Here is a 13,359-nt window from a genome sequence, read left to right as displayed (position 1 = left end):
CATCCCGCCCGCGACGCGAGGCGCCACGTCCTCCGTACGGCAGATGGCGGACGGAGCTTGTGGACGGGCCTCCCGATCAGCACGCTTGCCCCATGCTCTCGCCCGCCCCCGGTTCCGTCCGGTCTCCCGTGACGACCCAGTCGGCCGGCTCGCGCCGGGCGCTGGTGGCGGGATCCGTCGGCAACTTCATCGAGTGGTACGAGTTCGGCGTCTACGGCTACCTCGCCACCGTGATCGCGGCGCACTTCTTCACCCCCGAAGGCGGCAGCGACGCCGAGGCGCTCGTCAAGACGTACGCCTCGTTCGCCCTCGCGTTCTTCTTCCGGCCCGTCGGCGCGGCGCTGTTCGGGCGGCTCGGCGACCGCATCGGCCGACGGCCGACGCTCGTCCTCGTCATCTGCCTCATGACCGGCGCCACGACGCTCATCGGCGCACTGCCGACGTACGCCTCCATCGGCGCGGCCGCACCCTGGCTCCTCACGCTGCTGCGCATCGTCCAAGGGCTCTCGGCGGGCGGGGAGTTCGGCGGCGCGGTATCGCTCATGACCGAGTGCGCACCGCCGGGCCGCCGAGGGCGGTGCGGAGCCTGGCAGTCGTTCACGGTGGCGCTCGGCCTGCTCGCGGGCGCCGGGACGACGGCGCTCCTGGCGACCGTGCTGACCACGTCGCAGCTGAACGGGTGGGGCTGGCGGGTGCCCTTCCTGCTGACGCTGCCGCTCGGATCCGTCGCGCTGTGGCTGCGCTTGCGGCTGGACGAGACACCCGCCTTCGTAGGGGCCGTCTCCGCAGCGGCCGCCACCGAGGGGAGCGAGCCCGTACGGCGTCCGCGCGCCGGGGAGACGATCCGGGCCGTGGCGCTGGGCGCCGGGCGGGTGATGGGCTGGTCGGCGGCCGGCTACACCTTCCTGGTGGTCCTGCCCTCCTACCTCCAGGCGACGCTCAACGCGACGTTCCAGCAGGCACTGGTCGCCACCGTCCTGGCCAACCTCGGGTTCGCGGCGTCGATCCTGCCCGCCGGCACGGTGAGCGACCGGATCGGGCGGCGGACGGTGATGCTGACAGGAGCGCTGCTCGTCGCCGTCCTCGCACTGCCGCTGCTGAACCTGGTGCAGGACACCGGCGTGCCGACGTACGCGAAGGGGGCCGCGCTCTTCGGCGCGGGGGCCGCCGTGGGGCTGATGGCGGGACCCGGGCCCGCGATGCTGGCCGAGATGTTCCCGACCAGGGTGCGCTACACGGGGCTCGGGCTGGCGTACGCGCTGTCCAACGCCGTGTTCTCGGGCTGCGCCGGGCTGATCATCACCGAGGTCGTCGAGCGGACCGGGGACGTGGACGTTCCCGCGTACTACGCGGCGGCCGCCTGCACGGTCAGCGCCGCCGTGCTGCTGACGCTGCGCGGCGAAGACCACGTGAGGGCACTGCGATGAGCTCCCTGCGGGTGGTCGGGCTGATGTCCGGCACGTCGTACGACGCCATCGACGCGGCCGCCGCCGACCTCGGCCTGGACGGGGACACGCTGGCGCTCACCCCGCTGGGCATGATCAGCACGGTGTACGAAGACGATCTGCGGGCGGAGCTGGCCGCGGCACTGCCGCCGGCCGGGACGGACCTGGCCACTGTGTGCCGGCTCGACACGCGCATCGGACGGGCCTTCGCCGCGGCGGCGGTCCGCGCCGACCGCGAACTGTGCGGCGGGCGCGCCGACTTGATCGCATCGCACGGCCAGACCGTCTACCACTGGGCCGAGACCGGACGGGTGCACGGCACGCTCCAGATCGGGGAGCCGGCCTGGATCGCCGAAGCCACCGGCCGCCCCGTCGTCTCGGGCTTCCGCACGCGGGACGTGGCCGCCGGCGGCCAGGGCGCGCCCCTGGTGAGCGTCTTCGACGTCATGTGGCTGCGGGGACGACCGGGCGTGCCCGTCGCGCTCAACCTGGGCGGTATCGGGAACGTGACGGTGGTCGCCCACGGGTCGGGTGGTGCTCCGCTCGCCTTCGACACCGGCCCCGCGAACGCGCTGATCGACGCCGCGGTGCGGGAGCTGGCGGGGCGCGACGCCGCGGGCGGTGCGTACACCATGGACGCCGACGGCCGGCTCGCCGCACGGGGCAGGGTCCGCGCACCCCTGCTGCGATGGCTGCTCGACGAGCCGTACTACGCCCTGCCCGCGCCGAAGACGACGGGCAAGGAGCTCTTCCACACGGCCTACCTGCGTGCGGCGCTGGACGCCTTCGATCCGCTGCCCGTGGAGGACGTCGTCGCCACGCTGACCCGCCTCACGGCTCGGACCGTAGCCGACGCCGTCCGCCCCTTCGGGGCGACGGAGGTGATCGCGTCGGGCGGCGGGACCCGCAACCCGGTGCTGATGCGGTGGCTGCGGGAGGAACTGGGCGGGGACGACGGGGGAGCACCGCTGCGGACGTCGGACGAGCTCGGTCTGCCGTCGGGCACGAAGGAGGCCTACGCCTTCGCCGTCCTGGGCTGGCTCACCGCACACGGCCTGCCCGGAACCGTTCCCTCCTGCACCGGTGCCCGCCATGCGACCGTCCTCGGCTCGATCACGCCCGGCGGCCCCGGCCTGCGCCTGCCGCAGCCGCTGACGACAGCCCCCGCCCAGCTGGCCGTCCGCCCCACGACCACCCCGACCACCCCGGCCGCCCCGGCCCGCGGGGGTCCCGCAGCGAACCCGGACGATCGCACCTACGATGGGCGGGAACCGGGCGCGGACGCCTCGCCGTGCCGCCAGTCCAGCCGCTCGGAGGCGGAAGACGCATGACAGAGGTCGCCGGCACAGCGCGGACCGTCATCCTGACCGTGGACGACGACCCGGGCGTGTCCCGCGCCATCGCCCGCGACCTGCGCCGCCGCTACGGCGCCACGTACCGGATCGTGCGCGCCGAGACGGGCGAGTCCGCGCTGGAGGCACTGCGCGAGCTGAAGCTGCGGGGCGACCTGGTGGCCGTGATCCTCGCCGACTACCGGATGCCGCAGATGAACGGCATCGAGTTCCTCGAACAGGCCCTGGGCGTGTACCCGGGCGCGCGGCGCGTGCTGCTGACCGCGTACGCCGATACCAACGCGGCGATCGACGCGATCAACGTCATCGACCTCGACCACTACCTCCTCAAGCCGTGGGACCCGCCGGAGGAGAAGCTCTACCCGGTCCTGGACGACCTGCTGTCGGCCTGGCGCTCCAGCGACCACCGGCCGGTGCGGGCCACCAAGATGGTCGGGCACCGCTGGTCGGCGCGGTCCTCCAGCGTCCGGGAGTTCCTGGCCCGCAACCAGATCCCCTACCGCTGGTACTCCTGCGACGAGCCCGAGGGGCAGCGCCTGCTGGAAGCGGCCGGCGCGGACGGACACCGGCTGCCCGTGGTGATCACCGCGCAGGGCACCGTGCTGATCGAGCCGGACGAGCCCGACCTGGCCGCCCACGTGGGGCTGGCGACGACGCCGACCGCCGATTTCTACGACCTCATCGTGATCGGCGGCGGCCCGGCCGGGCTCGGCGCGGCACTGTACGGGGCCTCCGAGGGCCTGCGAACGGTACTGGTCGAGCGGTCGGCGACCGGCGGGCAGGCCGGGCAGAGCTCCCGCATCGAGAACTACCTCGGATTCCCGGACGGCGTGTCGGGGGCGCAGCTCACGGACCGCGCCCGCCGCCAGGCCGGCCGGTTCGGCGCTGAGATCCTCACCGCGCGGGAGGTCACCGGGCTGGAGGTCAACGGCGCGGCGCGCGTGGTCCGCTTCTCCGACGGCTCGGCGATCGCCGCGCACAGCGTCATCCTCGCGACGGGTGTCTCCTACCGGCAGCTCGGGGCGCCGGGCTGCGACGACCTGACCGGCCGCGGGGTGTACTACGGCTCCTCGCTCACCGAGGCGGCCTCCTGCCTGGAGCAGGACGTGTACATCGTGGGCGGCGCGAACTCCGCCGGACAGGCGGCGATGTACCTGGCGCGGGGCGCGAAGTCGGTAACCCTGCTGGTGCGCGGGGAATCTTTGGCGGCGTCGATGTCGTACTACCTGATCCAGCAGATCGAGGAGTCGCCGAACATCACGGTGCGGACCCGGACCGTCGTCGAGGCGGCGCACGGCGACGGGCACCTGGAGCAGCTGACGCTGCGGGACGCGGTCAGCGGTGCGACCGAACTCGTCGACGCCCAGTGGATGTTCGTCTTCATCGGCGCGGCCCCGCTGACCGACTGGCTGGACGGTACGGTGCTGCGCGACGAGCACGGCTTCATCCTGGCCGGACCGGACCTCACCCCGGACGGCCGGCCGCCGGGCGAATGGGAGCTGGACCGCCCGCCGTACCACCTGGAAACCAACATTCCCGGCGTGTTCGTGGCGGGCGACGCGCGCGCCCAGTCGGCGAAGCGCGTCGCGTCCGCCGTCGGAGAGGGAGCCATGGCCGTGATGCTCGTCCACCGGTACCTGGAGCAGTCATGAGCGGGCAGGTCATGCCGTGCGGCCCGCAGGAGATCGCCTCGCTGTTCCTGTTCGAGAAGCTCTCCCCCGGGCAGCTCGGCCGGTTGTGCGCGCAGGGCAGGGTGGAGCGGTTCGAAGCCGGTCCGGTGTACACCGAGGGCGACCCGGCCACCTGCTTCTACGTGATGATCGAGGGCACCGTCGTCCTGTCCCGCAGGGTCGGCGGCGACGAGGTGGAGGTGTCCCGGACCTCGCAGCGCGGGGTGTACGCGGGGGCCATGCAGGCCTACCTGGGTGACCGGGTGCCCCAGACGTACAACAACTCGATGCGGGTGACCGAGCAGACGCGGTTCTTCGTACTGCCCGCGCAGTCGTTCTCGGACGTCATGCGCGAATGGTTCCCGATGGCCGCGCACCTGTTGGAGGGACTCTTCTTCGGCTCGCGCTCCACCCAGCAGGCCATCGGGCAGCGTGAACGGCTGCTGGCCCTCGGCTCGTTGTCCGCCGGGCTCACCCACGAACTCAACAACCCGGCCGCCGCCGCCGTCCGGGCCACCGCGGCGCTGCGCGAACGGGTCGGCAAGATGCGGCACAAGCTGGCCCACATCGCGCAGGGCACCTACTCCCGTGAGGCGCTGGCCGACCTCATCGAGATCCAGGAACGCACCGCGGAACGGGTCGCGAAGGCACCGTCGTTGAGCCCCTTGGAGGCCTCCGACCGGGAGGACGAACTCGCCGACTGGCTCGAGGACCACGGCATCGCGGAGGGCTGGCGGGTCGCGCCCACCTTCGTCCAGGCGGGTCTGGACACGGACTGGCTGGAGCACGTCGCGGCGACCGTGGCCGAGGACATCCTGCCGGGGGCCATCGGCTGGCTCAACTACACGGTCGAGACAGAGCTGTTGATGGACGAGATCGACGACTCGACCACCCGCATCTCCCACCTCGTGGAGGCCGGCAAGCAGTACTCGCAGCTCGACCGCGCACCGCACCGGGTCGTCGACGTCCACGAACTCCTCGACAGCACCCTGCTGATGCTGTCCGGCAAGATCGGTCCCCGGATCCGGGTGGTCAAGGACTACGACCGCTCGGTGCCGGACGTGCCCGCCTACCCGGCGGAGCTCAACCAGGTGTGGACCAACCTCATCGACAACGCGGTGTTCGCCATCACCGGCACCGGCCGGGAGGGCACGCTGACGGTCCGCACGGCACGGCAGGGCGACCGGCTGCTGGTGGAGTTCCGCGACACCGGCCCGGGCATCCCGGCGGACATCCGCAGCCGCATCTTCGATCCCTTCTTCACCACCAAACCGGTCGGCGAGGGCACGGGCCTCGGCCTGGACATCTCCTGGCGGATCGTCGTCAACAAGCACCACGGCAGCCTCCAGGTCGAGTCCGCGCCGGGCGACACCCGGTTCCAGGTCCTGCTGCCGCTGACCGCTCACGACACGGACACGGACACGGACACGGACACCGAAGGCGATGCGGGTGCGAGTACCGCCACCGCCACAGGGTCCGGCCCCGAAACCACCGAGGAGCCCGTATGACCGCCATCGACGGAGTCGACCCGGGCGTCCCGTCCACCGGTACGGGCTGCCTCGACTGTGACGCGGTGGGCGGCTGGTGGTTCCACCTGCGCCGATGCGCCCAGTGCGGCCACATCGGCTGCTGCGACTCCTCGCCCGCCCTGCACGCCACCGCCCACTGGAAGTCCACCGGTCACCCGCTGGTGCAGAGCTTCGAACCGGGCGAGGACTGGTTCTGGAGCTACGCCGGCAACGAGCTGTACGAGTCGGGTCCCGAGCTGGCACCCCCCGGCAGCCACCCCGCCGACCAGTCGGCCCCGGGTCCCGCCGACCGCGTCCCCGAGGACTGGACGCGCCGTCTGCACCCCTGAACGGGCGCCTCGGACCAGCGAAGTGAGGCACCCGGGAGGGGAGTTCAGCAGGGGCGGACCGGCTGGAGGTTGTGCACGTAGCGGGCCGACACCCAGCCCTGGGAGCCTCGGAGCCGGTACCACACCGGGTTGCCGTCGACCCATCCTCCGCGCTGCTGGCAGGACAGGAGCACCCGCTCGTGCGGATAGAGCTTCCCCACCGCGTCCGAGTACACGGTCGGCCTCTCGCGGACGTTGAGCGGCGCCCGGGAGTCCACCACACCCACGGGGTGGTTGTCGGCCCGCTCGGGGCCGTCGGCCGCCCAGCCGGCCGTACCCATCGGGCCGATCAGTACGCCCGCCGCCAGTGCGTACGTCAGCAGTGCTTTCTTCACCATCGGATCCACTCTCCCTGTGTCGCCTCGGCCTGGATCGGCGGCGCACGGCGCCGGCCACCGAACGACTATCCACCGTCCGGTCGGCCGGCCGGGGGGAACACGCCCCCGTTACGCCGGATGGCCCTGGATCCCGCAACCCTTGGCCGGCCGACGGGAAACGGAAGGGACCCGATGCCCCGCACCTTGCCGAAGGGGGGCGTCGGCGACCCGCTCCGCTTCGCAACTCGCGCCAAACCCTTGGAGTACGGAGGCGTGATCACCGTATCTTGAGCCGAGTGAGCGGCTGACCGCGCCGGTCATCGGGGTCCCGGGGGAGGAGTCGTGCACATGCGCTTCGGGGTGCTGGGCCCGCTGACCGTCCACGACGGCGCGAGCGCGCTCGTCATCGGTCAGCCCAAGGCCAAGGTCCTGCTGGCCAGCTTGCTCCTCCAGCACGACCAAGTGGTCGCCTCGGACGATCTGAAGGCCGCCCTGTGGGGGGAACGCCCGCCCGCCACGGCCTCCAGCTCCCTGCACAACCACCTGTCGCGCCTGAGGCGGGCACTCGGCGAGGTCGCCGCCGGCCGACTGCGCGCCGTACCGCCCGGATACGTCCTGGAGGTGGGCGAGGGGGAACTCGACATGGACCTCCACCAGGCCGCGCTGGACAAGGCCCGCGCCGCACACAGGCATCAAGACTGGGAATCCGTCCGCCGCGAGTGCGCCAAGGCATTGAAACTGTGGCGGGGCAGGCCGCTGGCCGACGTCCCGGCCCTCGCGGAGGTCATGCCCTACGCGCGGCGCATCCAGTCGCTCGACGAATCCTGGCTGCTCGCCATGGAGTTGCGCTGCGAGGCGGAGCTGCGACTGGGCCGCCACCAGGGCCTGGCGGCCGAACTGGCGCTGCTCGCGGCCGAGCACCCCTTGCGGGAGGCCTCCACCGGCAGTTGATGCTCGTGCTGCACCGGACGGACCGGCAGGGGGAGGCGCTCGCGGTGTTCCCCCAGCTCCTTCGGAGCTGGGGGAGCTGGTGGACACCGGCGAAGCCCGGGCCTCGGCCCTGGAGCGGCAGCTGGAGCACTACCTGTACACCGCCCAGGAAGGGATCCGTCTGATGGATCCCCAACTGGCCCCGCTCGAACTCCCCCCACTGGCCTCGCGGCACGTCCGGCCCGAGGTCCTGGCCGACCTGGCCGGGGCCAGGGCGTGGTTCACGGCCGAGCACGCGGTGCTCCTGGGGGTGATCCGCCAGGCGTCGGCGGCCGGCTTCGACAGGGCTTGCTGGCAGCTCGCCTATGCCGTCAAGACGTATCTGTACTGGAGCGGGCAGTGGGCCGACTGGGTCGTCACCCAGACCGCGGCGCTGCGCGCCGCGCAACGCCTGGGCGACCTCGTCGTACAGGCTCACACCCACCGCAGTCTGGGCAAGGCGCTCGACCTGTCCGGGCGGCAGGACGAAGCCGAGGCGCACTTCAAGAGCGCACTCGAACTGTTCGCCGCCGTCCGTGATCCGCAGGGCGGGCGAAGCTGAAGGCGACCGGGGAACGGTACGGGGTGTAGGCACCCCGGGGAACCCTGGATCCACCGTCCCCGTTGGCGCCTTGTTGGTCCTTCGTTGGGGGAGGTGGGCATCGTTGCCCTCGGCTCACCGCCATTCAGGAACGCGAGCAACCGAGGACTACGACTGTGAACATCAAGAAGGCGATGACGCGAGCCGGGCTCGCCACCGCTCTCACCTGCCTCGTCCTGGGCGTGTCCGGGGGACCGGCGAACGCCGTGCCCGGGGCGCCCTGGATCGGCTACGGCCAGGCGAACACGTACAACGGCGTGAGGTGCTTCCAGGTACTCGCCAACTCCCTGCACTACCAGACCGGTTATCACGTGATCGACGAGGACGGCGCGTTCGGCCCCGACACCTACGGTGCGATCAAGGCGTTCCAGAAGTGGGAGGGGCTGTCCCAGGACGGGATCGTGGGCCCTGCAACGGGCTCCTCGATCCTGACTGAGACCAAGGACGGGGACGGCAGCGGCTGCTACAACTTCCTCCCCAGCCTTCGATGAGAGGACGCGACCGCTGACGGGGGCGGCCGCCGGCGGGGGAGGGAACCGCGGGGGTGGGGACCACGCCCTTTGAAAACCGTTCGATGTCCAGGACGCCTCGTCCTGTGACGGCGCGACGCGGCGACGCCCGCCCAGGAGCTACTCCTGGGCGGGCGTCGCTTGCGTGCGGGGGTCAGCCCGGGAACTCGACCGACAGGTCGGGGGAGAGCGCCCGCAGGAAGTCCGCGGCGTCGAACATCGCGCCCGCCGAGGCCACGCCCGTGGTCCGCGTCCGGCCCGCCAGGATCCGCTCGACGGCCTCCACGACCAGCGGCGCGGTGATCGCGTAGATGTCCTGGCCACGGGCCGTGGCGCGCCGTTCGACGCCACCCGAGCGGACCAGCACGTCGACGACGAAGGTCTGCTCCGACCGGCCCAGAGCGTCCACCGCCTCCGGCGTCGGCGTGTCCTGCCCGGCCAGGTCCCGCGCGGCTTCGACGGCCATGTAGGTCCGGACCTCGGGCACGTCCAGGTGGCTGGGAACGGTGACGACGTCGGCCATGGTGAACTCCGCGATCACCGGCCGCCGGCCCAGCGGCTCCGGGAAGAGCCAGTCCTGCTCCCGCACCTTGTCGTCGTGGTACTGGAGCGCACCGCCCGTGTACCGCACCCGCCGGCCCGCGCGACGCTCGTGGGACACCTCACCGGCCGTCCGCGTGCCCGGCGTGGGGTGCCAGCTGCTCAACCCGTACGCGACGTGCACCTCGTCCGCGGAGGTCCACTCTCCCATCGCCGCGGTCGCCAACAGGTCACCCAGTCCGCCGTAGAAGGCCATCGCGGGCACCACCGGGGTGCCCGCCTTCCGGGCCGCTTCCGCGTGATCGGTGAACGTCGCCGTGTTCGCCTCGAGTTCCGCCGCGACGTCGAGGTACGGGATCCCCGCGCGCAGGGCCGCCTCGACGACGGGGCCTCCCGTCACCGCGAAGGGACCGGCGGCGTTGATGACGGCCGCAGCGCCCGCGAGGGCCCGGTCCAGCGAGTCCGTGTCGTCCACGGAGGCCGGCCGCACGCTCACGCCCGGCCACTCGGCCGCCAACAGCTCCAACTGGGCGGCGTTGCGGCCCGAGATGACGCTGGAGATACCCCGCCTCCGGAGTTCGGCGACGATGAAGCGACCGGTGTGCCCTGTCGCCCCATAAACCACCACTGCAGCCGTCGTGCTCATCGTCTTTCCCCGTCCTCGATGTCCTGATGATCCGAGTCTCGCCGCGCGAGGCGTTCGACCGTGAGGGTCTGGAACGACAGCATCCGTGCAGTTTCGGCCACGCCGGGTCCCGCATGCTGACCCGTGGCCGGTGCCCGAAAGTATCTTGACGTCAAGATTGATCTCGGGCAGTCTACCGCCAGGTATCTCGATATCGAGATACCTTCGGCGGGGGACTCGGAGGCCTGGGATGTGGCGGCGCGGTGTGGGGACGCGGAAGGTGCGGCCGGTCCGGCCCGGCCTGGTGGCGCAGTTGCGCCGTCCGCCGGGAGGCCGGGACGCCCGCATCATGCTGCTCGCCCAGTTCCTCGACCGCACCGGCACGGGCGTGTGGGCCGCCTCCTCCGTCCTGTTCTTCCTCTTCGTCATCGGCCTGGACGCCGGTCGGCTCGGTCTCCTGCTCGGCGCGGCCGCCGTGGCGGGCATCGCCGGATCGCCGCTGGCGGGCCACCTGGCAGGCCGTTTCCCGGTGCGGTCCCTGCTGATCGGTTGTCACCTCCTGCGCCTCGGCACCCTCGGCTCACTGCTCGTGGTCACCCGGTTCGACGTGCTCCTGCCCCTGGTCGCCGTCACGTACCTGGGAGACCGGGCGGCCAAGACCCTGGAGATGCTCTTCGCCACGCGCGTGGCGGGTGAGCGGCGAACCACCTACCAGGCGCTGTCGCGCAGTACGGCGAACGCCGGCTACGCCCTCGGCGCGGGCATCGCCGCGATCGGTCTCGCCGTGGGGGCCCGCGAGGCCTACCACGCCCTGATCCTGGCCAACGCCCTGTCCTTCCTCGCGGCCGCCGCCCTCGTCTGGCGCACCCGGGAGCCGCGCGGCCAGGGGCTCGTGGCCGCGCGCACCGGCGACGCGGCGGCTCCGGCGGGCCCACCGGGCGCACCGAGCCCTTGGCGGGACCGCGGCTATCTGCGTTTCGTGCTGCTCGACATACCGATGAACCTGGACGACTCGATCCTGGGCGTCGGCCTGCCGCTCTGGCTGGTGGACCACACCGGCGCACCGCACGCCTTGGTCCCGGCCTTCCTCGTGATCAACACCGTGCTCGTCGTCGTACTCCAGCTGCGCGTGTCGGCGAGGGTCGAGGAGCCCCGCCAGGCCGCGGCCGCGGTCGTCCTGTACGGGCTGACGATGCTGGCGTGCTGCACCCTCCTGGCCGTCACCGCCGGGGCCGGAGCCTGGGCCGCGTCGTTCGTGCTCCTCGCCGCGGCGGTACTGGCCACCGCGGCGGAGCTGATGCGTTCGGTGAGTTCCTGGGAGCTCGCGCTCTCGCTCGCCCCGGTGGAGGCCAGGGCGTCCTACCTGGGCGTGGCGGGCATGGCCCAATCCATCCAGAAGTCCGCCGGCCCGCTGCTCCTGACCGGCCTGGTGATGACGGCCGGCCCGGTGGGCTGGCTCACCCTCGGCGCGGCGATCGCGGCCCTCTCGACCGTCCAACGCCGCACCGCGGTCCGTCGGTTGGACACCATGATCGCCCCGCCCGCCCCCACCCAGTACTCGGCGAACAGTGCGTAGGGGGCGTCGAGGAGACCCGACCCGACGTCACCTCGGCGCAACGGCTCCCGAGTCCGGCGACTGCTGGAGTCCGGACGCGTCGACCGCCTCGAAGTCGGATCCCTTGAAGCCCTTGAGTGCGTCGAGCTGGGCGTTGTCCCAGCCGGAGTTCTCCTCCCCGGTGATGTACCAGGCAGAGCCGTTGTCCGCGACGATGGCGCCGTACTTCTTGAGCGCCTCGGCCACGGCCTTGGCCTGCGGGGCCAAGTTCGAGGTGTCCACCGAGCCCTTGAGTCGCAGCCGCAGCCCCATGGGAGGAAGCGACGCGTCCGCCGCGGAGCCCGCCTGGTGCCTCGCGGGCCAGACGTAGCTCTGGTCCGAGCGGGGCACGGTGATGCGGATCGCGTGATCGATCTGCCCGGCTGCCGCCTCTTCGTACCGCACCAGACCGGGGAGGATGGCAAGGCCGGCCGCGTCGGCGGACGTCCACCCGTCGGGCCGCAGGGCGTTGCTCCGCAGATCGAAGACGGCGCCCGAGCCGGCGTGCCAGGCGTTGCCGCCCAGCGGTTTCGCGTCCCACAGCTCGTAGGACTTGCACAGGTCGCGGTCCCAGACGATGACGTGCCGGTCCCCGTCGCTCGCCGGACCGTTCTCGATCTTGGCATCCTGCGGGATGCGGTACCCGGACGTATCGCTTTCCTCGGCGTAGTCCAGGGAAACCTTCGATTCCGGCACGGTCCCGTCCGAGACGTTGATGGGAATGCCGAAGGGCCGTCCCTCGACGAGCCCCGCCCCGAAGTCCGGGTGCAAGGGCTCGGTGGAGCCGATCGAGGCGACGTACCGCGCGGAGCGCGGGTGCACGGGAAGCGTGTCCACCGGTGCGCGCCAGAAACTCTCCGGCAGCGAGGTCTGACAGGACGCGTCCCGCGCGCCGACGGCGCGCACGGCCGGAACGCCCGTCGTGGACGGCGTCCTCGCGCCGGAACCCGTATGAGCGGACAGCAGGCACGAGGCGGCTGCGACGGCGAGAACAGCGGCAATCCCAGTGACGCGATTGCCCGGGCGCACATGCGCTTCGCGCTTCTTCATGGCCATGGCCATGCCGTCACCTCATCTGGGCGCTCGCCGGGACGGCGGGTCCGCTGCTCGCCGTGCGGTCCTCTTCCAGCCTAAGCACGTTCCCGCACCGGCGCTCCGTACGGAGATCGCGCCGAGCCGGGGCCGCAGCCGAGCGCGGGATGCGGCACCGACGCCTGCGAGCCGGCCCCCGGGTAGGACCACGTGTGGATTCGACTCGCCGAGCGGGACGGCCATCCGGGGATTCGTGCCGGGAGCGCCGATGAGTTTCGCTGGGCCCGGGCGTCTACCCCTGTGAAAGCCCGAGAAGCCCGACAGCTGCCCCGGAAGGGTGAGGAACATGAAGTACATGATCCAGATGAACGTGCCTGCCGCCGAGTGGGACGCCATCATGTCGTCGTACTCCAAGGAAGACATGCAGGCCATGTTCGCCCACATGGGCGCCCTCAACGACGACCTCACCGCCGCCGGAGAATGGGTGGACGGGCAAGGCCTCGGCGGCCCCTCACTGGTCAAGACGGTGCGGGCCGGAAGCGACGGGCGGCCCCAGGTGACCGACGGGCCGGCCCAGGCGGGCCACATCCTGGCCGGGTACTGGGTGGTCGACGTCAAGAGCGAGGACCGGGCCCTGGAGATCGCCGCCCGGGCGTCCGCGTGCCCCGGTCCGGGCGGGCGGCCCGGCAGCGACCCGGTCGAGGTGCACCCGATCCCCGAGGACCCGACCCAGGCCTGAGCCGGAGCCGGCCGGCCCGCGTCCCAGGCGGCGGCGCCGGACACGGGCCCGCCCGGCCCCTGAGGGCGT

Annotated in this window: 13 protein-coding genes; 10 read left to right on the top strand and 3 right to left on the bottom strand. The window is 72.1% G+C overall.

Annotated features, from left to right (window positions below):
* The first annotated feature begins 92 nt into the window (after window positions 1–92).
* Genes J7E97_RS26415 through J7E97_RS26395 form a run of 5 tightly spaced genes read left to right on the top strand, consistent with a single transcriptional unit; the run spans window position 93 to window position 6,325 of the window.
* On the top strand, window positions 93–1,427 hold the full coding sequence (locus tag J7E97_RS26415) for an MFS transporter (protein WP_215032071.1): 1,335 nt from the start codon (window positions 93–95) through the stop codon (window positions 1,425–1,427).
* Between the two features lie 5 nt (window positions 1,428–1,432).
* Window positions 1,433–2,776 (top strand): anhydro-N-acetylmuramic acid kinase, encoded by a 1,344-nt coding sequence (locus J7E97_RS26410; RefSeq protein ID WP_215032128.1) that lies wholly within the window; start codon window positions 1,433–1,435, stop codon window positions 2,774–2,776.
* The gene (locus tag J7E97_RS26405) at window positions 2,773–4,449 is read left to right on the top strand and encodes an FAD-dependent oxidoreductase (protein ID WP_215032068.1); all 1,677 of its coding nucleotides are present in this window, start codon (window positions 2,773–2,775) and stop codon (window positions 4,447–4,449) included. The genes J7E97_RS26410 and J7E97_RS26405 overlap by 4 nt, the downstream gene beginning before the upstream one ends.
* On the top strand, window positions 4,446–5,975 hold the full coding sequence (locus tag J7E97_RS26400) for an ATP-binding protein (protein WP_215032065.1): 1,530 nt from the start codon (window positions 4,446–4,448) through the stop codon (window positions 5,973–5,975). The genes J7E97_RS26405 and J7E97_RS26400 overlap by 4 nt, the downstream gene beginning before the upstream one ends.
* Entirely contained in the window at window positions 5,972–6,325 is a 354-nt protein-coding gene (locus J7E97_RS26395) for a UBP-type zinc finger domain-containing protein (RefSeq protein WP_215032062.1), read from the top strand. The genes J7E97_RS26400 and J7E97_RS26395 overlap by 4 nt, the downstream gene beginning before the upstream one ends.
* Before the next feature lie 44 nt (window positions 6,326–6,369).
* Here J7E97_RS26395 and J7E97_RS26390 read toward each other — a convergent pair whose 3' ends face one another.
* Window positions 6,370–6,702 carry an SH3 domain-containing protein gene (locus J7E97_RS26390; RefSeq protein WP_215032059.1) on the bottom strand — a complete coding sequence of 111 codons (333 nt, stop codon included), beginning with the start codon at window positions 6,700–6,702 and terminating at the stop codon, window positions 6,370–6,372.
* Between the two features lie 327 nt (window positions 6,703–7,029).
* Here J7E97_RS26390 and J7E97_RS26385 point away from each other — a divergent pair, with 327 nt between their 5' ends.
* The 3 genes from J7E97_RS26385 to J7E97_RS26375 all read left to right on the top strand — a co-directional run bounded on the left by J7E97_RS26385 (window position 7,030) and on the right by J7E97_RS26375 (window position 8,742).
* Complete coding sequence (locus J7E97_RS26385) at window positions 7,030–7,632, top strand: BTAD domain-containing putative transcriptional regulator (RefSeq protein WP_215032056.1); 603 nt, start codon at window positions 7,030–7,032, stop codon at window positions 7,630–7,632.
* A 79-nt stretch (window positions 7,633–7,711) separates the two neighbouring features.
* Window positions 7,712–8,212 (top strand): hypothetical protein, encoded by a 501-nt coding sequence (locus tag J7E97_RS26380; RefSeq protein WP_215032053.1) that lies wholly within the window; start codon window positions 7,712–7,714, stop codon window positions 8,210–8,212.
* A gap of 155 nt (window positions 8,213–8,367) precedes the next feature.
* Window positions 8,368–8,742: a peptidoglycan-binding domain-containing protein gene (locus tag J7E97_RS26375; protein ID WP_308346810.1), complete on the top strand. Its 375-nt coding sequence runs from the start codon at window positions 8,368–8,370 to the stop codon at window positions 8,740–8,742.
* A gap of 172 nt (window positions 8,743–8,914) precedes the next feature.
* Here the strand turns inward: J7E97_RS26375 and J7E97_RS26370 are convergent, their stop codons facing one another.
* Window positions 8,915–9,946, bottom strand: a complete 1,032-nt coding sequence (locus tag J7E97_RS26370) for a trans-acting enoyl reductase family protein (RefSeq protein WP_215032050.1) — start codon at window positions 9,944–9,946, stop codon at window positions 8,915–8,917.
* Between the two features lie 244 nt (window positions 9,947–10,190).
* Between J7E97_RS26370 and J7E97_RS26365 the strand changes: the two genes are divergently transcribed.
* On the top strand, window positions 10,191–11,501 hold the full coding sequence (locus J7E97_RS26365; protein ID WP_308346809.1) for an MFS transporter: 1,311 nt from the start codon (window positions 10,191–10,193) through the stop codon (window positions 11,499–11,501).
* 27 nt (window positions 11,502–11,528) lie between these two features.
* On the opposite strand, the gene J7E97_RS26360 is transcribed toward J7E97_RS26365, so the two are convergent.
* Window positions 11,529–12,581 carry a hypothetical protein gene (locus J7E97_RS26360; protein ID WP_215032047.1) on the bottom strand — a complete coding sequence of 351 codons (1,053 nt, stop codon included), beginning with the start codon at window positions 12,579–12,581 and terminating at the stop codon, window positions 11,529–11,531.
* A 316-nt stretch (window positions 12,582–12,897) separates the two neighbouring features.
* Here J7E97_RS26360 and J7E97_RS26355 point away from each other — a divergent pair, with 316 nt between their 5' ends.
* Window positions 12,898–13,290, top strand: a complete 393-nt coding sequence (locus J7E97_RS26355) for a YciI family protein (protein WP_251055186.1) — start codon at window positions 12,898–12,900, stop codon at window positions 13,288–13,290.
* The last annotated feature ends 69 nt before the right edge of the window (window positions 13,291–13,359 follow it).

The organism is Streptomyces sp. ISL-66, assembly GCF_018614135.1.
Classification (GTDB): domain Bacteria; phylum Actinomycetota; class Actinomycetes; order Streptomycetales; family Streptomycetaceae; genus Streptomyces.
This window is presented reverse-complemented; position numbering and strand designations above follow the sequence as displayed.